20 protein-coding genes are annotated in these 21,289 nt (G+C 36.3%); 14 read left to right on the top strand and 6 right to left on the bottom strand.

What is annotated here, in order from left to right; all coding sequences use genetic code 11:
- Positions 1–155 precede the first annotated feature (155 nt).
- Together fabG and DBR39_RS10740 are read left to right on the top strand one after the other, a co-directional pair.
- Entirely contained in the window at positions 156–899 is a 744-nt protein-coding gene (gene fabG, locus DBR39_RS10745; protein WP_103233756.1) for a 3-oxoacyl-[acyl-carrier-protein] reductase, read from the top strand.
- Between the two features lie 3 nt (positions 900–902).
- Positions 903–2,222, top strand: coding sequence for a DUF6056 family protein (locus tag DBR39_RS10740; protein WP_124532935.1), 1,320 nt, complete (start codon positions 903–905; stop codon positions 2,220–2,222).
- A gap of 39 nt (positions 2,223–2,261) precedes the next feature.
- Here the strand turns inward: DBR39_RS10740 and DBR39_RS10735 are convergent, their stop codons facing one another.
- The 3 genes from DBR39_RS10735 to DBR39_RS10725 all read right to left on the bottom strand — a co-directional run bounded on the left by DBR39_RS10735 (position 2,262) and on the right by DBR39_RS10725 (position 4,841).
- Positions 2,262–3,302 (bottom strand): GMP reductase, encoded by a 1,041-nt coding sequence (locus tag DBR39_RS10735; protein ID WP_124532933.1) that lies wholly within the window; start codon positions 3,300–3,302, stop codon positions 2,262–2,264.
- Between the two features lie 199 nt (positions 3,303–3,501).
- A complete protein-coding gene (surE, locus tag DBR39_RS10730) occupies positions 3,502–4,290 on the bottom strand; it encodes a 5'/3'-nucleotidase SurE (RefSeq protein WP_124532931.1) in 789 nt (262 codons plus the stop codon).
- 380 nt (positions 4,291–4,670) lie between these two features.
- Positions 4,671–4,841 (bottom strand): lmo0937 family membrane protein, encoded by a 171-nt coding sequence (locus DBR39_RS10725; protein WP_103231853.1) that lies wholly within the window; start codon positions 4,839–4,841, stop codon positions 4,671–4,673.
- 345 nt (positions 4,842–5,186) lie between these two features.
- Between DBR39_RS10725 and DBR39_RS10720 the strand changes: the two genes are divergently transcribed.
- The gene (locus tag DBR39_RS10720) at positions 5,187–7,316 is read left to right on the top strand and encodes a carboxy terminal-processing peptidase (protein ID WP_124532929.1); all 2,130 of its coding nucleotides are present in this window, start codon (positions 5,187–5,189) and stop codon (positions 7,314–7,316) included.
- 52 nt (positions 7,317–7,368) lie between these two features.
- Here DBR39_RS10720 and DBR39_RS10715 read toward each other — a convergent pair whose 3' ends face one another.
- Entirely contained in the window at positions 7,369–7,872 is a 504-nt protein-coding gene (locus DBR39_RS10715) for a superoxide dismutase family protein (RefSeq protein ID WP_103231828.1), read from the bottom strand.
- 239 nt (positions 7,873–8,111) lie between these two features.
- Here DBR39_RS10715 and DBR39_RS10710 point away from each other — a divergent pair, with 239 nt between their 5' ends.
- The 10 genes from DBR39_RS10710 (at position 8,112) to DBR39_RS10665 (ending at position 16,737) form a co-directional block, all read left to right on the top strand.
- A complete protein-coding gene (locus tag DBR39_RS10710; RefSeq protein ID WP_124532927.1) occupies positions 8,112–8,762 on the top strand; it encodes a 4'-phosphopantetheinyl transferase family protein in 651 nt (216 codons plus the stop codon).
- A gap of 88 nt (positions 8,763–8,850) precedes the next feature.
- On the top strand, positions 8,851–9,753 hold the full coding sequence (locus DBR39_RS10705; RefSeq protein ID WP_124532926.1) for a GyrI-like domain-containing protein: 903 nt from the start codon (positions 8,851–8,853) through the stop codon (positions 9,751–9,753).
- Between the two features lie 91 nt (positions 9,754–9,844).
- Positions 9,845–12,091, top strand: coding sequence for a TonB-dependent receptor (locus DBR39_RS10700; protein ID WP_124532924.1), 2,247 nt, complete (start codon positions 9,845–9,847; stop codon positions 12,089–12,091).
- 51 nt (positions 12,092–12,142) lie between these two features.
- The gene (locus DBR39_RS10695) at positions 12,143–12,802 is read left to right on the top strand and encodes a hypothetical protein (protein WP_124532922.1); all 660 of its coding nucleotides are present in this window, start codon (positions 12,143–12,145) and stop codon (positions 12,800–12,802) included.
- A gap of 146 nt (positions 12,803–12,948) precedes the next feature.
- The gene (locus DBR39_RS10690) at positions 12,949–14,262 is read left to right on the top strand and encodes a 2TM domain-containing protein (RefSeq protein WP_124532920.1); all 1,314 of its coding nucleotides are present in this window, start codon (positions 12,949–12,951) and stop codon (positions 14,260–14,262) included.
- A gap of 4 nt (positions 14,263–14,266) precedes the next feature.
- Positions 14,267–14,572 (top strand): 2TM domain-containing protein, encoded by a 306-nt coding sequence (locus DBR39_RS10685; protein ID WP_124532918.1) that lies wholly within the window; start codon positions 14,267–14,269, stop codon positions 14,570–14,572.
- 64 nt (positions 14,573–14,636) lie between these two features.
- Positions 14,637–15,206: a methyltransferase family protein gene (locus DBR39_RS10680; protein ID WP_124532916.1), complete on the top strand. Its 570-nt coding sequence runs from the start codon at positions 14,637–14,639 to the stop codon at positions 15,204–15,206.
- Positions 15,207–15,328: 122 nt separating this feature from the next.
- The gene (locus tag DBR39_RS10675; protein WP_124532913.1) at positions 15,329–15,625 is read left to right on the top strand and encodes a 2TM domain-containing protein; all 297 of its coding nucleotides are present in this window, start codon (positions 15,329–15,331) and stop codon (positions 15,623–15,625) included.
- A 31-nt stretch (positions 15,626–15,656) separates the two neighbouring features.
- The gene (locus DBR39_RS10670) at positions 15,657–15,932 is read left to right on the top strand and encodes a 2TM domain-containing protein (protein WP_124532911.1); all 276 of its coding nucleotides are present in this window, start codon (positions 15,657–15,659) and stop codon (positions 15,930–15,932) included.
- A gap of 61 nt (positions 15,933–15,993) precedes the next feature.
- Positions 15,994–16,737: a LytR/AlgR family response regulator transcription factor gene (locus tag DBR39_RS10665; RefSeq protein WP_124532909.1), complete on the top strand. Its 744-nt coding sequence runs from the start codon at positions 15,994–15,996 to the stop codon at positions 16,735–16,737.
- Between the two features lie 110 nt (positions 16,738–16,847).
- Here DBR39_RS10665 and DBR39_RS10660 read toward each other — a convergent pair whose 3' ends face one another.
- Positions 16,848–18,074: a DUF6051 family protein gene (locus tag DBR39_RS10660; RefSeq protein WP_124532907.1), complete on the bottom strand. Its 1,227-nt coding sequence runs from the start codon at positions 18,072–18,074 to the stop codon at positions 16,848–16,850.
- A 248-nt stretch (positions 18,075–18,322) separates the two neighbouring features.
- Positions 18,323–19,219, bottom strand: a complete 897-nt coding sequence (locus DBR39_RS10655) for a hypothetical protein (RefSeq protein ID WP_124532905.1) — start codon at positions 19,217–19,219, stop codon at positions 18,323–18,325.
- Positions 19,220–19,331: 112 nt separating this feature from the next.
- Here DBR39_RS10655 and DBR39_RS10650 point away from each other — a divergent pair, with 112 nt between their 5' ends.
- Positions 19,332–21,179, top strand: coding sequence for an SPFH domain-containing protein (locus DBR39_RS10650; RefSeq protein ID WP_124532903.1), 1,848 nt, complete (start codon positions 19,332–19,334; stop codon positions 21,177–21,179).
- Positions 21,180–21,289 lie beyond the last annotated feature (110 nt).

The raw sequence follows: 21,289 nt of genomic DNA, 5'->3' as shown, positions 1-21,289 counted from the left end.
TTAAAAAAAGCAGTATTTTAACAATTTAAATGGGTTGAATAACAATTTATAATATCTTTGCAAACCGTTTAATTCCGGAAAGGAAAGTATAAGAACTAAAAGAGTCAGCTGTCACAAGCTGAATGAGTTATAAAAGAAAATAATTATCAATAGATATGAAAATATTAGAAGGAAAAGTAGCAATAATTACCGGAGCTACAAGAGGAATCGGGAAAGGGATTGCTGAAATGTTTGCTCAACAAGGGGCAAAAGTAGCATTTACCTATGCCGGTTCTGTAGACAAAGCAAAAGAATTAGAAGCAGCTTTAAGTTCTGTAACCCAAATTAAGGGATATCAGTCCGACGCATCAGATTATGATGCTGCTCAGAAATTGGTAGAGGATGTAATGGCAGAGTTCGGGCAGATTGATATTTTGGTAAACAATGCAGGGATTACAAAAGATAACCTGTTATTGAGAATGTCCAAAGAAGATTGGGATAAAGTGATCAAGGTAAACTTAGATTCAGTTTTTAACCTTACAAAAGCGGTAATCAAGCCGATGATGAAGGCCAGATCAGGATCTATCATCAATATGACTTCTGTAGTAGGGGTGAAAGGAAATGCCGGACAAGCCAACTATGCAGCGTCTAAAGCTGGAGTTATCGGATTTACAAAATCTGTGGCATTGGAATTAGGTTCAAGAAATATCAGATGTAATGCAATTGCGCCTGGATTTATTGAAACAGAAATGACAGCTGTTCTGGACGAAAAAACAGTTCAGGGATGGAGAGAAGAGATTCCGATGAAAAGAGGAGGGCAGCCTGCAGATATCGCAAATGCATGTGTATTCTTTGGAAGCGATATGTCAGGATACATTACCGGACAAACATTAAACGTTGACGGTGGAATGTTAACTTAGAAAATGAAAAAAGTACAGAATATAGTATTATTCTTGTCGATTTTAATAGGCGTCGGTCTGGCATACATTAGTTGGTTTAATGTATATCAGACCGATGATTATTTCTGGTCCTATACGACCAGAAAAATAGGGTTGTTACAAAGTTTTATTCAGACTTATACAACCTGGGGTGGAAGATATTTCGGATATTCTATCAATATGTTTAATCCTGTTTTTTATGACAATAATAATATTCTTCCCAAGATCTATCCTGTTTTCTTACTACTTTCCTTCATTGGAATTTCAGCGTTAAACTTTAAAGAATATTTCAATTATTCCCCAAAAGAATCCGTCAAAAAAGGACTTCTTCTGTTTTTCTTTTATACCATCCTTCTGGTGAGTCTTCCTGAGCATTACTTTTGGATTACAGGCTCCAATGTCTATTTCGTTCCTGTTATTTTAGCAGGTATTTTACTCTATTTTTTTAAAAAAAGCGAGGATACACAGCAGAAAATATGGTTTTACCTTTCGGTTTTGCTTACAATCATTCTGATGGGGTCCAATGAAATTCTGGCATTGATTGTTGAAGGCCTTTTGTTACTATCTTATTATCAGAAACGCAATAAGAGAAATCTGACTTTGGTACTGATAGGAAGTGTCTTTTTACTGATAAGCTTTTTGGCTCCGGGAAACTTCAACAGAATGGGAGAGTCAGAAGGTGGAATTATAAAGTGGCTGAAGAGAATTGCTCTTTTTGGTGCGAGTACGATGTATGTTGCCGTTAAAGTTTTATTGGTGCTTCCCTTATTTATTAAAGTTTTTGAGAAAGAACTTAAAAATATCAGTACGAAAATACCATTTAAAAACGCGGTTCTGTTTTGGTCAGTTTCTTTACTCCCTTTATTATTTACAAGCTATATTCTCAACTCTGTTGCAAGGCAGTTTGAAAGTATCATCTTTTATTTTTTCATCAGTTTTTCAGTGTTGATGTTTTTTAAATTTGAAAAAGTTAAAAAATTTTGGTGGGTTTCCCTTCTCATTATTTTTCTTCCTGAGTTAAAAATATTCCCTGAAAAATATTCATATTTCAACATTGATTTCAATGGAGAAAACATAGTGATGGAGATTATGAAGACAGATCTTAAAGAATATGAAAAAGAGATGAATGAAAGAGTAGATATCATCAGGAATTCTTCTAAAGACTCTGTTGTCGTTGATAAGATCAAAGAAGTTCCGAGGATTTTGTATATGGATGAAATGGCTTCAGAGCATGAACAGGAAACCTATGTAAATGATCAGCTTCAAAAGTATTTTAATAAAAAATATATAAGAACAAAAGAATAAAGGCTTTAGAATTATCTAAAGCCTTTATTTGTTTTATTTCTAGTCTTTAAAGACCTGATTTTCCTGCTCTTGAACCCTAATAAAAGTAGTTCTCTTAGAAAGTTCCTTAAGTTTGGAAGCACCTACATAAGTACAGGTAGAGCGTACTCCTCCCAAAATATCTTTTACCGTTTCTGAAACCGGACCTTTATAAGCTGCTTTCACGGTTTTTCCTTCGGAAGAACGATATTCCGCTACCCCTCCGGAATGTTTATCCATAGCTGTTTTGGAACTCATTCCATAGAATAGGCGGTATTTTTTACCGTTTTCTTCAATCATTTCTCCACCGCTTTCGTCGTGTCCTGCAAACATACCGCCAAGCATTACGAAATCTGCACCCCCACCGAAGGCTTTGGCAACATCTCCCGGGACTTTACAGCCACCGTCTGCGATGATATGTCCTCCTAACCCATGAGCGGCATCAGCACATTCAATAATGGCAGAAAGCTGAGGATAGCCTACCCCCGTTTTTACTCTGGTCGTACAAACAGATCCGGGCCCAATACCTACTTTTATAATATCTGCACCTACCAGAAGAAGTTCTTCCACCATTTCTCCGGTCACAACATTTCCGGCGATGATAATTTTATCAGGAAAATTGGCTCTTGCTTTCTTCACAAATCCAACGAAATGCTCAGAATAGCCATTGGCTACATCTATACAGAGAAACTCAATTTTTGGATGCTTTTCGAGGATCTGTCTTATTTTTTCTTCATCGGCCTTTCCTGTTCCTGTGCTTAAGGCAATATATTGATGAATACTTTCAGGCTGACTTTCCAGAAACCGGCTCCATTCTTCGGGAGTATAATGTTTGTGAACAGCTGTAATGATTTTTTCTTTTGCCAGTTCTACGGCCATTTCAAAAGTTCCTACCGTATCCATATTGGCGGCAATTATAGGAACTCCTGTCCATTTTTTCTTAGTATGTTTAAAGGTAAATTCTCTTTGTAAATCAACTTCTGACCGGGATTTTAAAGTAGAACGTTTAGGGCGGAACATTACATCCTTGAACCCTAATTTTATGTCATATTCTATACGCATTTTGTAATTATTTGTCAGAATAAAGGTAGTGAATAATCCGAAGCGGATGCTTTTTGAATGGATGTATTTTGTCACAGATGACATAAAAATACGGCATGAAAAATGGTATTTCATGCCGTGTTATTGTTAAAACTTCAACTTCTGATCTCTGCTGAAGTGAAGTTTTTTATACTGTTTAATAAGCAAATGATTAATAAGATTATTTCACCTCATTTACATTTTCAAAAGTCATTACCTCTTCCAGTGTTTTCATGTATTCATAGGCAGTCATGTCAAACTTTACAGGAACTATGGAAATATATCCGTTCGCCAATGCAGTTTCATCAGCATCTTCAGAATCATCCATATTGTTGAAATAACCCGTCAGCCAGTAATATTTTTTACCGTGTGGATTTATCCTTTCGTCGAAGCTTTCTTCCCATTTTGCGTTAGCTTGTTTGCATACTTTTATTCCTTTTATTTCTGCTGCAGGAAGTTTCGGAATATTGACATTCAGAACAACTCCTTTTGGCATCGGGTGTTCCAGCGTTCTTCTTACAATATTCTGAATAAATTCTTTTGCCTGAGTAAAATCTGCTTCCCAGCTGAAATCCAATAATGAGAACCCAATAGCAGGAATGCCTTCTACACCAGCTTCTACAGCTGCAGACATAGTTCCTGAATAGATCACATTGATTGAAGAATTCGCACCGTGATTGATTCCTGAAACCACAATATCAGGCCTTCTTGTCAGAATCTTATCAAGAGCCATTTTTACGCAGTCTACAGGAGTTCCACTGCATGAAAAATCAGTCTGTGGACCATCCAGGGTAACTTCTTCGTAGCTTAGGGTAGAATTGATGGTAATAGCGTGGCCTTTTCCACTTTGGGGAGAGTTAGGGGCTACAACAACAACTTCTCCGATTTCATTCATAAAACTGATAAGATTTCTGATACCAGGAGCTGTAATTCCATCATCATTAGTAACCAGAATAAGCGGTCTTTCCATAAATTATCTTTAATATTTTTTTATTCAAATAGAGTGAATTTGTTCATTTTCAGAATTGAACAAATAGAATTTCAACACATCAAATGTAGTCAAAAATAAGATGCGGTAAAACAGCAGGGCTATTATTAGGTATTGTTTATCCAGATTTGAAATAGTGATATTTTAGTCAAAAAATGAGTCTGGAAAAAGAGAAGATGAAGAATCTAAGGTTCAGAAAATGAAACTGAAATGAAGAAAAGTTAATATGTTTACTTGATCTGCATTTTCAAATTCCACCTCAGTCCTTCACAGATACTTTTTCAATTAATATATGACTCAACTGAAGAGAATCTGTGAAAGCCGATGGTGTTTTAATTAAAGTGATTTTACAAAATAATAAACTAATCGAGAGGTTTTCTGCCCGTAATAATGTTATAAAGAACAACAACAATGGCAATAACCAATAAAACGTGAATTAAATAGCCTGTGCTGATACCCGGAACAATTCCCAGTATTCCCAAAAGCCAAACAACGATGCAGATGACTGCAACTAACCATAGTAGACTTCTCATGACTTTATATTTTAATGTTATTTGCTTAGTTTCCTGCATATTTTATGCCTTTATGTCTTAAAAATGAATTTTGTGGTACTTGTTTTTTAATTTTCAATGAAAAAATAAAGTGCCAGTATATTTATGGAAAAAAACAGATCAGGAGTCCGTTTTGGAATCAAAGAGCCTGATAATGGTAAATACCTGAGATTGCTTTTATTATTTATGAACCTCTTTTAATAAAAATAATTAAAACTGTTCGATATTTGTAAATAAGGTATTAAATTTGATCGTTTGTAACAGTATCAAACTTGTTGCTACTAATTATTATACTTATTTTAAAAATTAATAAATTAAAGACAGTTTATGTGGAAAAATTTCAAACTGAATAAATTTTTACTTCTTATTCCATTAACCAGTCTAATGTTTTGTTTCAACTCGCCAAAGAATGACGATGAAAAGATGCAAACAATAATGGTGAGCGTAAAAAATACACTTTCTTATCTGCATTATAGCCCAAAATCTATCAATGATGCCTATTCTAAGGATGTTTATAAGCATTATTTCGAATTGGTAGACCCTGCAAAAAGATATTTTGTACAATCTGATATGGATGAATTCAGCAAGCATGAAACAAAGCTTGATGATTATATTGGGCAGGGAGACCTGACCTTCTACAAACTTACAATCGACAGATTGTATCAGAGAGTAGATGAGATCGATAAAATCACTCAGGACATCTTCAGCAAACCGATCAACCTTCAGGAAGATGAAGCGCTTACCCTTGAGCCAAAATTGAAGAAAGTACCTGCCAACAAGCAGGAACAGTATAATGAGTGGAAAAAATTCATCAAATACAATATCCTTCAGGAAGTTGAATCGATGAACAGCAAAGAAGAAGCTCAGAAAGAAAAGAAAGACTCTGTTCAGAAGTACAAGCTTAAAGATACGATCAAGTTTAAGCCTCTTACTCAGGATGAAAAGATCAAAAAAGCGACTGATGAAGTAAAAGATCTTGTAAAAGATACCTTTACCCGATTCAAAAAGAGAAAGAAAATGGATTGGTTTACAGTGTATATGAATGCTTATACAGAAGTATTCGATCCACATACCAACTATTATTCTCCAAAAGATAAGGAAGACTTTGATACTCAGTTTACCGGAAAAGTAATCGGTATCGGAGCATTGATCCAGGAGAAAAAAGGAAACCTTTATCTCGGGGCTCTTACCATTGGTGCACCAGCATGGAAGTCTAAACAGCTTTCAGAAGGAGATAAAATCTTAAAAGTAAGATCCAAACCGAAAGAAGATGCTGTAAATGTTGTAGGAATGCTTTCTGATGAAGCGGTACGATTGATCAGAGGAGAGAAAGGAACACCGGTAACGCTTACTGTTCAGAAAAAAGATGGTACTACCAAGGATGTAACAATGATTCGTGAGGAAGTAGCTATTGAAGACACTTTTGCAAGAAGTATTGTTGTAAATAAAGCAAACGGTAAGAAATATGGGTTCATCAATCTTCCAAGTTTCAATGCTGATTTTGAAAACGCCAAAGGAAGAAATGCTTCTGATGACATCAAAAATGAGATCATTAAACTGAAAGAACAGAATATTGAAGGAATCATTCTTGACCTTAGAAATAACGGAGGTGGTTCTTTAACTGAAGTAGGGGATATTATGGGTCTTTTCATGGAAGCAGGACCTTATGTTCAGGTGAAAGACGGAAACGGGAAAATACAGACCCTTAAGAATAAAAATGAAACACCTATCTGGACAGGACCTCTTGTTATCATGCAAAATGAACTTTCTGCTTCAGCTTCAGAAATCCTTGCAGGAGTAATGCAGGATTACGGAAGAGCAATGATTATAGGATCTCCACAATCTTTCGGAAAAGGTACCGTTCAGACTTTTGTAGACCTAAACAGATTCCTGAACACGGAAGATGATTTCGGATCTTTAAAACTAACGATCCAGAAGTTCTACAGAATCACCGGAGAATCTACGCAGAGAAAAGGAATTGTTTCTGATATTCAGATGAAAGATTTCTTCACGTATGCTGAAGTAGGAGAGCGATATGACGATTATGCTTTAGCATGGGATAAAATTCCTTCTACAAAATTCCAGAAACTGAACTATTTCAATATTCAGGCGCTGGAAAAAGCAAGTGCAGACAGAATGGCTAAAAACAGCAATTATCAATTGTTATTAGAGTCTGCTCAATGGAGAGAAAGATTGGATAAAGAAGAAAATATCACCTTGAATATAAATAAGTTCAATGAGCTGATGAAGAACAGAAAATCTCAGATTGAAAAGTTCAAAGCTTTGACTAAATTTGAGAACGGACTTCAGTTTATGATGTATCCAAGTGAGATTGAAAGAGAGAAAAAAGACGAAGCTTTCAAGAAAAAATCTGAAATGTGGATCAAGAATCTGAAAAAAGATCTTTACCTGCAGGAAGCAATGAATATTGTATCAGATATGGGAGCTAAATCCTAAACATAAAAAAACCGCTAATGAAAATTAGCGGTTTTTTTATTGAGTAAAAAGATTACTTAATTTCTACGCATCCCACTCTTCCTCCTGCATTTCCAGTAGGCTGAGTATGGAAGTCATCTGCTGCTGCGTGTACAATAAGACCTTTTCCGATGATGTTTTTAGACTCATCTGTACAACCCAGACACCATTTGTCTGTCTTGAAAGTCAATGTGGCAGTTCCGCTCTGATCAGCAACCAGGTTTCCTATATCTCCCATGTGGAAATGTTCAGCACCCCATTTACCGTGATCATTCTTGGAAGGATTCCAGTGGCCTCCGGTAGAAGTCCCATCTGCTGCAGAGCAGTCTCCTTTTTCATGAATGTGTACTGCGTGGATTCCAGGAGTAAGATTCGTGATATCAAGCTTCATGGTTACACCATTTCCGTTTTGGGTAAACTTCGCTGTTCCTCCTGTCTGTGTTCCGCTTTTGGCATTTACGGAGTACATTTTTGTTGTTCCGCATGAAACTGCTAAAAATGCAAATCCCGCCAATAGTGCTAATGTTTGTACTTTCATTTTTTAAATGATTTATAGTGATTTTACGATAAATTTATAAAAGATTTTCCAAAGCGCTTTATGATCCGGGTCTTTTTTAAAAAGATAGTGTAAATAATAACCGTAATTCGGCTGCTTTTAACCTTAAATTTTTAAACTTGGACAGGATGGTTAACTTCTTTAAAAAGAGATGAAAAAAAGCTTATTTTAGTCGTCAGAAAGCAATTTATAAATCCGGTATCTCTGGCAGGAAAAAGAAAATGATTATTCTGTATACATTCATCAGTGAAGAAAAACATGAGTCTCTTTTAGACAAATATCTGCCTGCGTTTTCTCAGGAAGCTAAACAGGATATTCTGAGATACAGCAGATGGCAGGATGCACAGCTTTCTTTATTGGGAAAGGTCCTTTTACAATATGGATTGAGGACTTATTATAATATCCCTGAAGCAGAAACGGGCATACTTCCGAACAAAAAACCCTACTTAAAAGACGAAAATCTTCATTTTAATATTTCGCATTCTAAAGATCTTGTGGCTTGTGCTATTGCAGAATATCCCTTGGGAATAGATGTAGAATTCAATAATCCCAAGACCAGCTATCTGGATTTTACATTTCAAATGACAGCTCATGAGTTTCAGGAAATGGATACGTCTGAAGATAAAACAGCAAGTTTCTTTACCTATTGGACCCGAAAAGAGGCTGTCATAAAAGCACATGGAGCAGGGATGATGCTTCCCCTGGATTCTTTTGAAATAGTTAATAACGAATGCGTCATTGAAGATGAAAAATTCTTTACCAAACAGATTTTTATTCATGAAGACTACCATAGTTATATTGCCTCTTCAGATCCGAATATTAAAGACGTAATTCCTTTTTTTAAACATTTTGAAGAGGATATTGTTCACTAAAAAAAATGAAAAGTTCTCTTGACAATAGCAATAAAAGACAACAGAATTCCTGAGCAGAAAAATATCTTTGTAAACTAACAATTTTGAATTGGAAGAGTATAAAAAGCGAATTGTAAAGACAATTCAATATATTGATAATCATATTGATGCGGACTTGTCTCTGGAAAAGGTTTCAGAGATAAGTGCCTATTCACCGTTTCATTTCCACAGAATATTTAAGCAGATTACAGGAGAAACCCTCCAGAGTTATATTATCAGGAAGAAAATAGAGAAAAGCGCTCTTCATCTGGCGCTGTATAAACATATGGAGATCAAAGAGATATATTGGAATCTTGGATTTTCAAACCACTCAGCCTTTTGCAAAACATTCAAAAAACATTACGGTCTGCCTCCCACAGAATTCCGTAAATCAGCTCCCAAAATATTTCACAAGATTTTACAAACACAAAGCAAGAACGGACAAATTGATACAGTTTTCAGCCAATACATTTGCAATATCGAAAACCTATTAAATTGGACGAACATGAATTTAAAAATCGAAGTAAAAGAAATGCCGGAAATGAATCTGGCAGCAGTAATGAGCCTGGGAATTGCAAATGTGGAGCCTTCCTTCAATATTTTAATAGACTGGGCAAGTAAGAAAGCTCTTTTTCCAAAGGAAAATGTCAAGATGATTTCAGTGTATCATGACAGCTGCAAAATAACACCTCTGGATAAAGTAAGGATTCACGCCTGTATGCTTTTGGATGAAAAACTGGCACAGCAGGAGGGAGAAGTATTTGCCGAAACCATAGATGCCGGGCGATTTATTGTAGGAAGTGGCGAAGTTACTCTTGACGATTTTGAACAATGCTGGGTTTCTTTATTTTTATGGATGAATGAAAATAAATACAGCGTAAGAAGAACCCTTCCTTTTGAAATCTATCATTCCAACTTTAAAGAACATCCGGAAGGAAAAATGATCGTGGATTTTTGCATTCCAATCCATTAATTACCATTCGGTAACAAAAGAATGCCTTTCGGTCAAAATTTTTTCCAGAAAGGCATTTCTCATCCTATTTTTGACTCAGAAAATAATAACAATGAAAACAAAAGGACAACATCTACTGCTTCTGATTTTCCTTATCACTTCCATAATGGGATATTCACAAGTGAAAATCTCAGGAAAAGTAGCCTTTAAAAATAAAGGAGTAAGTGAAGTAAATGTAACCCTGAAGGATACTTATGATGGTACCACTACCGATGCTCAGGGAAACTTTTCTTTCGAGACCTCAGAAAAAGGATCTCATATAATAACCTTTACCCATCCGAAATATGAGAACGTAGAAAGAACAATCACTATTGAGAACCAGGATGTTTCTTTGAATGTAGATCTTAAAGAACAGATCAGTGAGATTGATGCGGTAGTCGTTTCTGCAGGCTCTATTGAAGCCAGTGATAAGAAAAGAGCGACTGCGCTGCTTTCCCCAATTGATATTTATACCACCGCGGGTGCAGACGGACAGATTTCTTCAGCATTGACCTATCTTCCTGGGGTACAGAAAGTAGGAGGGACTGAAGGGTTGTTTATTCGTGGAGGTACAGGCACGGAATCTAAGATTTTTATGGATGGAAGCCTTATCAACAATTATTTTTCTAACTCTGTTCCGGGAATTGCAGGAAGGGATCAGTTCAATACTTCTCTTTTCAAAGGGAATATATTTTCAAGTGGTGGCTATTCCGCATTGTACGGGCAGGCGCTTTCAGGTGCTTTGATGCTGGAAAGTGTTGATCTTCCGGATGAAAGTTCGTATAGCCTTGGAATATCGCCTATTTTCCTAAGTGCCGGATTTCAGAAGCTGGGAGACAATAAAAACTATTCCTACGGAGCTACAGCAGGGTATTCTCTTTTAAGCCTGATGCAGAAAGTACTGAATTTTAATACCGATTTTGTGGAAGCACCACAAGGGCTTAATGGGGATATGAATTTTAGATTCAAAACAAAATCAGGAGGCTTTTTCAAATATTATGGGATGTTCAATTCCAATAAAATGGGCGTAAGATCAGAAAGTCTTGAACCCGGATATGATTTCAGCCTGGTAAAGCTTAATGGTAAAAATACGTTTCATAATCTGTCTTTTAAACAGAAATTTGGAAGATATCTTCTGAATGTGGGTGGATCTTATTCTTACAACAAATCAGATCTTCATTTTTCTACAGAGACGAATGAGGTAGAATCCAACAGAAGTCAGCTTCTTACCGATGGAAATTATTTGAATTTCAAAGCAGTCCTGGAAAGAAAGATCAACAAAATCAGTGCTGTAAGGGGAGGTTTTGAACTGAATAATACAGATGAAAACCTAAACTTTGAAGCGGTACAGAAAAATTATAAAGATTTAATCTCTTCGGCTTTTGTAGAAACAGACCTTGGCTTTAGCAATGCTTTATCTGCGAAAATCGGAGTAAGAGCAGAGCATTCATCTTTCTTAGGAAAGAGCAATATTGCCCCGCGTTTTGCTATCGCTTATCGTCTGGCAAAAGACTGGACAACTTCATTAGCTTACGGTCTTTTTTATCAGAATCCTGAAAGTAAATATATCAATGGTCCTGCAGATCTTGGTTTCCAGAAATCACAGCATTATATTTTTCAGGTTCAAAGAGCTTCAGAAGGCAGAACGTTGCGTTTGGAAGCATTTTATAAAAAGTATGACCAGTTGATCAAAACATTTAATGTGACTCCGAATAAAGAACAGAATCAGCAGATCCAGACAGCTTTGAATAACAGTGGGTATGGCTATGCAAAAGGCGTGGAATTTTTCTGGAGAGACAACAAAAAAACATTTGAAAATATTGACTATTGGATTAGCTATTCATTCCTGGATTCCAAAAGAGATTTTCTCAATTATCCGGTCAGCCTTCAGCCAAGTTTTGCTGCTGAACATACACTTTCAGCTGTCGCAAAAAGATTTATTCCGGAATGGAAACTTGGGGTAAATCTATCATACACGTATGCAAAAGGGCGTCCCTATTATGATATTGCTTCTACATTTGAAAATGGAACAGCAGTTAATTATACCCGAAACGAAGGTAGAATGAAAGATTACAATGCTTTGAACTTCAGTATCAATTACCTGCCTAATATTGGTAAGAAAAATGCGAAGGCTTTTCCTGTATTTGTATTGAGTGTAAGCAATATTTTAGGATCAAAGAATATATATGGCTATAACTTTTCTGCGGATGGATCCAGAAGTTCTGCAGTAGTTCCTCCGGTAAATACTTTTGTGTTCATAGGAGCATTTATAAGCTTTGGGGTGGATAAAACTGATGATGCCATCAATAATAATTTATAAAAAACATAACTTAGGACAAACAAACATAACTAACTTTTAAAATTTGATATCATGAAAAAATACCTTTTAAGCTTTGCTTTAGCTTTTATGAGCTTAACTGCTTTTGCACAGGCCGATTACGACAAAATAATGTCTGAGAAAATTGCGAAAATTGAAACCTGCAAAACGGCTGAAGATTTCCAAACACTGGCCAATGATTTCCAGAGAATAGGAAGTAAAGAGAGCTCCAAATGGCTTCCGGCGTACTACGCGGCATTTTCTTATATCCAGAAAGGAAGAACATTGATGAGAGACGGAAAAATGCAGGAACTGGATGGTATTGCAGATCAGGCCGAGAAACATTTGTCAATGGCTCAGAATCTTGCAGGAGCAGATAATGCCGAAATTCACTTATTGAGAAAAATGTCTTACTCTCTTAGAATGATGGTAAATCCTCAGCAGCGATATATGACAGACGGTGCAAGAGCAGCTGAAGAACTTAATATTGCAGAGAAACTAGAGCCTGCGAATCCAAGAATTGCTCTTATCAAAGCAGAAGATGTTTATTTTACTCCTGAACAGTACGGAGGAAGTAAAACCAAAGGATTGGAAATGTTCAAAGATGCTCAGGCAAAATTTAAAGCTTACAAAACAAAAACAGCTTTAGATCCCAATTGGGGAAAAGGAGAAGCAGATTATTTCATTAGCCTTCCGGCAGAAAAAGCAAAATAGTTCTATTTCTCTACTTTTCACATACAAAATCAACCTTCATTCGTGGAGGTTTTTTTATACCATTCGGAGAAGAAAATAAGCCTCTCAGTAAGAATTAATTTTTGATACCTTTAATAAAAGCTAATTTTGAGTCAAGAAAAAAGATCATGAAACGGAAAAATTTTATCATACTATTCTGGGTATCGCTTACAGTCTCGATGTTTTTCTTTTTTGTTTTTACAGAAGAAAAGAATTTTGAAAACTTTTTTTATACTATACTTATCTCTTTTATTTATTCTTTTGTATTGGGAGGAGGAAACGGAATGCTGAATAGCTTTCTGAATAAAAGAATTCCATGGTCTGAAGCTACTACTAAAAGAGCAGTTATAAGTATTGTTTCCATTATTGTGGCCAATTTTGTACTCGTCTATTTTTGCAATTACGTCAATTTTGTACTCATTCAAAAAGCAGCGACTACAGAAGAGTTTTTCTGGGGGAAATATAATTTCCTCAACTGGTTTACGATCAATATTGCATTGTTGATATCAGCATTTCTTCATGCCAGAAGCTTCATGGAAGAACTGAAGAAGACTTCCCGCAAAGAAGTGGTGGAGCAGAAGCTTATCGCTAAGTCAGCAAACGCTCAGTTTGAAAGTTTAAAGAATCAGCTGGATCCTCATTTCCTTTTCAATTCTCTAAATGTCTTAAGTTCTCTGATTGATGAAAACCCACTACAGGCTCAGAAGTTTACCGCTTCAATGTCAAAGATTTACCGGTATGTACTTGAACAAAAAGATAAAGAGCTGGTAACGGTGGAAGATGAAATAGAATTTGCCAAAACATATTGCGAACTGTTAAAAACCAGGTTTGAAGACAGCGTAGGTTTTACGTTTGATGTTCCAAAGGAAGACTATCAGAAATATGTTGTTCCGCTGGCTCTGCAGCTGCTGTTGGAAAATTGTATCAAGCATAATTTTGCTACATCAGCAAAACCTTTGATCATCAGAATTTTTTCAGACGGAAATACGCTTTGTATTGAGAACAACTTACAGGTGAGAGAACAGATCAAAGAAAGCTCAGGAATTGGTCTTGCTAATATTGTACAGCGTTATTCCCTGCTTACGGACCGGAATGTGTTTATAGAAAAATCTGAAAATTATTTTAAAGTGAAGCTTCCAATGCTTTTGGCTAAACCTCATGTTTCCAGTTCAGAACCGGAGGATGAAACTGCGGCTTACAAAAGAGCACAGAAAAGGGTTAAAGAGATTAAAGGATTTTATAAAAACCTGATTTCATACTGTACAGTTTGCTCCTTTTTAATCTTTATCAATCTTTTCACGAGCAGCAGAACGCAATGGTTCTGGTTTCCTGTTCTGGGATGGGGAATTGGGGTCGCTTCCCACGCCTTTCAGGTGTTTGGAGTAGGAGATTCATGGCAGGAAAAAAAGATTCGTGAAATAATGAACAAACAAAAAAAATAAAGGGATGGAAACATTTGACGAAAATGATATTGAATATCAACGCGCCAAAAGACAGGTAGAAAAACTACGCGGCTTTTACGGACATCTATTTGCCTATTTGGCAGTGAATGCAATGATCGTTTTGTATAATTATAACCATCTGAAGCCCGGTGAAAGTTATTTTCAGTTTAAAAACTTCTTTACAGCCACTTTCTGGGGAATCGGGCTTGTGGCACATGCCGTTACGGTCTTTGTACCTCAGATTAATTTTATCAGAAAATGGGAAGATAAGAAGATTAAAGAGCTGATGGATAAACAGAAAAATCATTAGAAGCGAAATCGTAAAAGGCAATCCTTATAAAGCTGTTTCGTAATTTAACCTTAAAAAACTGAAAATGAACGCCTTATCAATACTATTTTACATTTCAATGGCCGCCTGGTTTCTCAGTGAATTTCTCTATAAAAATATGCTGAAATCTGGCAAAGAGGACCAAAAGAACAAGGATAAATCGACCTTGAATATTCTATGGCTGGCCATCCCTTTTTCTATTGCAGCCTCAATCATCATCTCTACGTATACTCATTTTCCGATGGTGGACGGCAGCTGGATTCTTTATCTGGGAGAGCTTTTTATTCTGATCGGGATTATTGTCAGATACATGATCATCAGATCACTGGGAAAATATTTTACAGTAGATGTTACCATCAGACAGGATCATCAGATCAAAAAAGAAGGCTTTTATAAATTTCTGAGACACCCTTCCTACGCCTTTTCTTTGTTGACATCCCTTGGGCTTGGTTTGTATTTAAATAACTGGCTGTCATTGCTCTTCGCTTTTGTACCGCCGTTTTTAGCTTTTGCTTACAGGATTAAAATCGAAGAACAGGCTTTGGTGGAAAAGTTCGGTGATGAATACACAGAATACAGGAAAAGTACAAAGAAACTGATCCCGTTTATCTATTAATGACAGGCTTTTACCATTCGGATAGCATTTTCTACCATTCAGTAATATAAAATTGATTTGAGCTTTTTCCTGACCTACCTTTGACTCAAGAAAAAACAAATTAACCTTTAAAACAAGACATTATGGAAATTTTACCAAATAAAGAAACGATTGCTTACAGAAGAGCTTCAAGAAGAGTAAGAGAACTGAAAGAATTCTATGGAAACCTTACTTCTTATTGCCTGGTGATTCCCTTTTTAGCCATATTAAATCTTTTGACTGCTCCGGGATATTTATGGTTTTTATGGCCGGCAATGGGCTGGGGAATTGGTATCGCATTTCATGCAGTAGGGGTATTCGGAATAGGAAAAGGCTGGGAAGAGAGAAAAATAAAAGAACTGATGGAGAAAGAAGAAAAAGGGAAAATAAAAACATTATAAACGAATAAAATAACTAAAAACCTATACAATCATGGATTACGAAACTGCTGCTACAAGAACAAGAAGTATCAAAAGATTCTATAAAAGTCTTTTCATTTTTGCAATTTTTGCAGTTCTTATTATTCCCGATGATATTTTTGGCGAAAAGATTATCAGCTTCAAATTGTTTGACAGATATACCATCCTTGGGATCTGGGGATTCATCATCCTTATAAAAGCATCAAAACTGTTTCTTTTTGATTCTGAATGGGAAAGGAATATGATCGAAAAAGAGCTTGAAAAAGAGAAAAAGCCGATAACATATTAAAATCTGCCCACTTTTATCTAACTTTATTTTCTAAAATCTAAAAAACCAAAATTAAAGATCGATGATCAAAACTGTCATTATAGAAGACGAAAAACCTGCTTCAAGGAAATTGGAAAGAATGCTGAGTAAATTTCCTGAAATTGAAGTGGTTACCAAAATAGAATCAGTAGAAGAAGGCGTTGCCTGGTTTTCTGAAAATGAACACCCGCAGCTGATCTTTTCTGATATCGTTCTGGGTGACGGATTGTCTTTCGATATCTTTGAAAAAGTTCCTACCAAAGGATTCATTATCTATACGACAGCTTTTGACCAGTACACACTGAAAGCATTTAAGCTGAACAGCATTGACTATCTTTTAAAACCTATTCTTGATGAAGATCTTGAAGGAGCGGTGGAGAAATTTAAATCATTCATTCCTGCCAATGACACGAATGGCTCTCAGGATATCAAACAGCTGATCAGGAAAGAAAAATCTACTCTTTCCAGGGTTTTGGTTAAAATAGGGTACAACCTTAAAATTATACAGACACCGGAAATAAGTTGCTTTTTCAGTGAGAATAAAATTGTATATCTTCAGACTGAAGACCGTATATATCCGTCAGATTTTACCCTTGATGAATTGGAAGATGTTCTGGATGAAAAGAAATTTTTCCGCGTCAACAGACAGTTTATTATCAGTTCAGATTATATCAAAAATATCCATACTTCGCCTTATTATAAAGTGGATATGGAGTTTCAGCCCGAAGAAGAAATTACGGTAAGCAGGGACCGCGTGAAAGATTTCAAAGACTGGTTAGTCAGCTGATAAAGAAGGAAGATGCTTGATCATGCTTCCTCATCACTCAAAAAACAAACACCATGGATCTTATATTATTGATTTTTAAACTATTTCTGTCTCTTTTTTATAAATAATAACTAAGAATTATAAAAATCGCTGGCAGATTTTATAAACTGATGAAAGGCTTCTGTAACCTCTTTCTTGTGCTTATGAGCCAAAGGAAATGGAACCATATGGGAATATTCATACGGGAAATCTTTAATTTCAACGTCAACATTAATATTCCTGTAGCCTCCCTGTAAAGTATTTAGAGCTTCCATCGGAGGAGCAACACTGTCTTTTTCCAAGACATACGCTTTTATCTGAGACTGAATTTCATACATTCTTTCTTCCCTTTCCTTTTGAAAATAATTATAGCGGAGCATCTTTTTGAACCAGCTTTCCTGAGGATGTAAATCTTCGTTCTGATAATGTTTCAGGCGGGCATCCGATTTGAAATCTGAGCTGAGAAGCTCAGTAAAGACTGACTGCATTTTAATGGTGGCCTGTGTGTCCATAATGTATTTGGATATCGGAAACATCCGGTCTATCGTCATTCCTCCACAAAAACAGAAAACTTTGGATTGGGTGAAATAATGATTGGGATCCGCCATTTTGATGATCATACAAAGGAAAGATCCTATAGAATATCCAAATAAATGCAGATCTGCGTCAGGAGAAATACTCTTTATTTTATTGTTTTTAATATCTTTTACCACCTCCGTAATATCCGAATAAGTCTGAAGGCCGGACCAAAAAATTCTCTGAGGATGAGCCTCCAGCCTGGAACTTATCGCAGCATTCACATAAGAGTCATTCGTATTTTCCGGAAATTTTTTCTTTCTAAAACTTACAACTTCCATCATATGATGACGGTTACTCCAGATAGGTTCTGCCCGGTCCATGTGAAAGGCTATAGGAAAAAGGATGATGGCTTTATGTGTTTTTTGAGCCAGTTCATAGGCCCAGGGCAAATATTTGTCCCATTTCTTCTCATTCAAACCATGGAAGAAAAAAATACATCCTTTCGCTGTTTCCACATCAGATCTCTTAAGGATATAATATTCAAACTTTTTATTGCATTCAATATCAAAATCGTTGATGTCTACAGCTGGATGATCATGAAAATGATGTTCTTTTTCGTTAATTTCAAGTTGTTTATTATGTTCACTGCAACGTTGATGTTCCGGACCATAAAGGAGCTCAGAAGCCCTGGACTCAAAAGATATTGATTCAATACTAACATTCAATTCCTTTATTTCAATCATCGCTTTTCCGGAATCAAAATGGCTTTTCAAAACTTCATACAATTCATAATATTCCATAGCAAGAGGATTGAGGATTCATAATTAGAACTCTCAATTTAGAGAAATATTGCTGTAATGTATTGATTTTTAAAGGTTAAATATATTCGAGGCATAGGAGAAATGGTAATCCCCGGAGCAGTTTTGTTCCGGGGAGGTGTATATATGAATTGATAATGATGTTTCTTATTGTTATTGATCCAGTGAGATGAAAGTTCGAAATCCGTTGCAACAGTTTTCAAAAATGCTAAAATCTTTTTAATTCTTAATTATCTGTAATCTATTCTGTTAGATTCAGTGTCTTCAAGCTGTTTAATGATCGATTCAGGAATCTCGTCACTGTCAATCGGGAAGCTGATAGAATCTGAAATAAAGTTTTTTCTGTCTGCTTTTCGGAAGATTTCAAACAGGGCAATCGGTTCCTGATTGAAACTGATACAGGTGCTTATGAAGTGGATTTCGTGGAGTTTATAGTCTGGGTTCTTAAGTTTTTCTTTAATATCTTTTATTCTTGAAATAAAATGTCTCTGCCGGATAAAAGTATTGCTGTTCATGATGATAAAAACATAATCAGAATAGGCCGTTACCTTCCCAAAATACTTATGCTGGTCGCCACCGCTTCTTTCAATAAAATACTCTCCGGTTGTTTCAGATTTATAAATTTCCATTGCAGAACGCCATATCCGGTCTTCTTTTGCCAGCAAAGGGTTGTCGGGTAGGTTTCTGTTGTAAGAATACCAGCAGCCCACTAAACGGTCTAAAAGAGCAGTATTCTGATTAATATTATTCATATCAATTCTGAGATCATTGAAATTGAATGATTCCGTATTAGAATTAATGAAATCTATATAATTGGAATACCCCAAAACTTTGACAATCTGACTTAGTTTGGCAAGATTGGGTCTGCTCAGAACAGCATTTTCATTCTGCCTGAATTTTTTCAGTTTATTGATGATCAGGTGCTCATAAATGTAATTGGTTCCCAGAAGATCAGGATCTTTTTTTATTCCTTTTTCTGAAAGATCATTGATAATGAGATCATTCAGCTCGGCACAGACATAAGACCACTCAGTTTTGGTAACATCTTCCCAATGGTTTTTCTTTAAAAATTGCCGGCTTAAGAAATTCATCAGTTTCTCAAGATGCAGAATATCATCCTTTTTCATGGGGTTTATTTTACAAGACTAATTTAAGATTTTTATCAGACTAAAAAATACTATTGCAAGACTTTTATATTTTAAAATCCAATGATATTTGAATACAAACAAAATAAACATCATGGAAATAGAAAACATTTTACAGTCAGCTTGGTTAATACCAGCAGTTGTTATTATTGGAAGCCTCTTATTTTATAAATTCATTTTGCGAGTATTCTTCGGATTGGTCATTATTCCCGAAGATAAGATAGGACTGGTCACTAAGAAATTTGTATTAATTGGAAAGCAGGAATTACCGGAGGGCAGAATTATAGCCACAAACGGTGAAGCAGGATTTCAGGCCCAGACTTTAGCTCCGGGGATCTACTTTTGGAAATGGATATGGCAGTATTCTATCCATTTTCAGCCTTTTACAATTATTCCGACAGGAAAGATCGGTTTAATTTTAGCGAGGGACGGGAGAGAGCTTGAAACGGGAAGAATTCTGGCAAGAAAAGTAGAGTGTGATTCCTTTCAAGACGCAGAAGCTTTTCTAAAAACCGGAGGAAGAAAGGGAAGGCAGACTGCAGTCATTGCACCGGGATCATACCGGATAAATACTTTATTATTTGAAGTTTCATTAACGGATATGACGCAGATTCCGGATAACGCAGTCGGAGTTATTACTACTTTAGAAGGAAAACCTTTGGAAGAAGGGAAGATCGCAGGGAAAATAGTGGAAGAACATAATAAGTTTCAGGATGTAGATTCTTTTTTGAATAATGGAGGCTACAAAGGATTGCAGGAGCAGGTTATTTTAGCCGGCTCTTATTTTTTAAACCCCTGGTTTGTTATCCTGGAAATGGTAAAAATGACTGAAATTCCAATAGGCTCTGTAGGGGTTGTTATAAGTTATGTGGGAAATGAAGGGAAAGATCTAAGCGGAATAGAATTTAAGCATGGAAATATTGTGGAAAAAGGCTGCAAGGGAGTCTGGGGAGAGGCACTAGGACCAGGTAAATATCCTGTCAACCCATACATTATGAAGACAGAGCTGGTTCCTACGACAAACCTTGTATTGAACTGGGCCTCGGCAAGAAGTGAATCCCATCAGCTGGATAAAAATCTTTCAACGATCACGGTACGAAGTAAAGACGGCTTCCCGTTCAATCTTGATGTTTCCCAGATCATTCACATTCCATCCAATGAAGCTCCAAAAGTCATCGCCCGCTTCGGGAATATGATGAATCTGGTGGGGCAGGTTTTAGAACCTACTATTGGGAATTACTTTAGAAATTCTGCTCAGGACAGCGATGTGATTGCTTTCCTTGGAAGCCGAAAAGAGCGCCAGCAATCGGCAAGAGAGCATATCAGCAATGTATTGGAACAGTATAACGTTTCCGCAGTAGATACGCTGATTGGAGATATTGTTCCTCCTGAAACACTAATGAAAACTCTCACAGACAGAAAGATCGCGGAAGAACAAAAGACAACGTTCGAGGTCCAGAAACTGGCACAAGAAACCCGCCAAAGCCTTGAGAAGGAAACTGCAGTTGCAGATATCCAAAAAGAAATAGTAACGGCCGATCAGGGAGTATTGATTGCAGAACGTGTTGCCGCAGCAGCTGTGAAAAAAGCCAATGGGGAAGCTGAAAAAACAAGATTGCTTGCCAAAGCCAATGCCGAACAGATCTCTTTAATAGGGAATGCGGAAGCCGAAAAAATCCTGGCCATCGGTAAATCTAATGCGGAAGCCTATAAGCTGTCGGTAGACGCAATGGGAGAAGACAACTTTACCCAACTCAAAGTAATGGAATCTATTGCCAATCAAAATGTTAAAATAATGCCGGATATCCTTATCGGAGGAGGAGACTCTGCAAACGGGGGAATCAGTGGATTGCTGGGTCTGAAGCTTTTAGAGCAGATAGATGCCAAAAAGCCGGTTAAAAAAGTGGAAAAGAGAAACTTTGATGATACAACTCAAGATTAAGCATTGATTCTCTTCAGTAATAAGTTTAATGATTTAAAACCAAACATAATCAAGCCTAAAAAAGAGATTTAAATACTTTAAAAATGACATCAATTAAATTGTAAAGATTA

This window comes from Chryseobacterium sp. KBW03 (genome assembly GCF_003852415.1).
Lineage (GTDB): Bacteria > Bacteroidota > Bacteroidia > Flavobacteriales > Weeksellaceae > Chryseobacterium > Chryseobacterium viscerum.
Note: the sequence above shows the minus strand (reverse complement) of the source record. Positions and strands in the feature narration are given on the sequence as shown.

What these genes read in the sequence shown, in the direction of transcription:
- fabG (WP_103233756.1), top strand. Translation starts at nt 156, where the DNA reads ATGAAAATATTAGAAGGAAAAGTAGCAATAATTACCGGAGCTACAAGA.
- DBR39_RS10740 (WP_124532935.1), top strand. Translation starts at nt 903, where the DNA reads ATGAAAAAAGTACAGAATATAGTATTATTCTTGTCGATTTTAATAGGC.
- DBR39_RS10735 (WP_124532933.1), bottom strand. Translation starts at nt 3,302, where the DNA reads ATGCGTATAGAATATGACATAAAATTAGGGTTCAAGGATGTAATGTTC.
- surE (WP_124532931.1), bottom strand. Translation starts at nt 4,290, where the DNA reads ATGGAAAGACCGCTTATTCTGGTTACTAATGATGATGGAATTACAGCT.
- DBR39_RS10725 (WP_103231853.1), bottom strand. Translation starts at nt 4,841, where the DNA reads ATGAGAAGTCTACTATGGTTAGTTGCAGTCATCTGCATCGTTGTTTGG.
- DBR39_RS10720 (WP_124532929.1), top strand. Translation starts at nt 5,187, where the DNA reads ATGTGGAAAAATTTCAAACTGAATAAATTTTTACTTCTTATTCCATTA.
- DBR39_RS10715 (WP_103231828.1), bottom strand. Translation starts at nt 7,872, where the DNA reads ATGAAAGTACAAACATTAGCACTATTGGCGGGATTTGCATTTTTAGCA.
- DBR39_RS10710 (WP_124532927.1), top strand. Translation starts at nt 8,112, where the DNA reads ATGATTATTCTGTATACATTCATCAGTGAAGAAAAACATGAGTCTCTT.
- DBR39_RS10700 (WP_124532924.1), top strand. Translation starts at nt 9,845, where the DNA reads ATGAAAACAAAAGGACAACATCTACTGCTTCTGATTTTCCTTATCACT.
- DBR39_RS10695 (WP_124532922.1), top strand. Translation starts at nt 12,143, where the DNA reads ATGAAAAAATACCTTTTAAGCTTTGCTTTAGCTTTTATGAGCTTAACT.
- DBR39_RS10690 (WP_124532920.1), top strand. Translation starts at nt 12,949, where the DNA reads ATGAAACGGAAAAATTTTATCATACTATTCTGGGTATCGCTTACAGTC.
- DBR39_RS10685 (WP_124532918.1), top strand. Translation starts at nt 14,267, where the DNA reads ATGGAAACATTTGACGAAAATGATATTGAATATCAACGCGCCAAAAGA.
- DBR39_RS10680 (WP_124532916.1), top strand. Translation starts at nt 14,637, where the DNA reads ATGAACGCCTTATCAATACTATTTTACATTTCAATGGCCGCCTGGTTT.
- DBR39_RS10675 (WP_124532913.1), top strand. Translation starts at nt 15,329, where the DNA reads ATGGAAATTTTACCAAATAAAGAAACGATTGCTTACAGAAGAGCTTCA.
- DBR39_RS10670 (WP_124532911.1), top strand. Translation starts at nt 15,657, where the DNA reads ATGGATTACGAAACTGCTGCTACAAGAACAAGAAGTATCAAAAGATTC.
- DBR39_RS10665 (WP_124532909.1), top strand. Translation starts at nt 15,994, where the DNA reads ATGATCAAAACTGTCATTATAGAAGACGAAAAACCTGCTTCAAGGAAA.
- DBR39_RS10660 (WP_124532907.1), bottom strand. Translation starts at nt 18,074, where the DNA reads ATGGAATATTATGAATTGTATGAAGTTTTGAAAAGCCATTTTGATTCC.
- DBR39_RS10655 (WP_124532905.1), bottom strand. Translation starts at nt 19,219, where the DNA reads ATGAAAAAGGATGATATTCTGCATCTTGAGAAACTGATGAATTTCTTA.
- DBR39_RS10650 (WP_124532903.1), top strand. Translation starts at nt 19,332, where the DNA reads ATGGAAATAGAAAACATTTTACAGTCAGCTTGGTTAATACCAGCAGTT.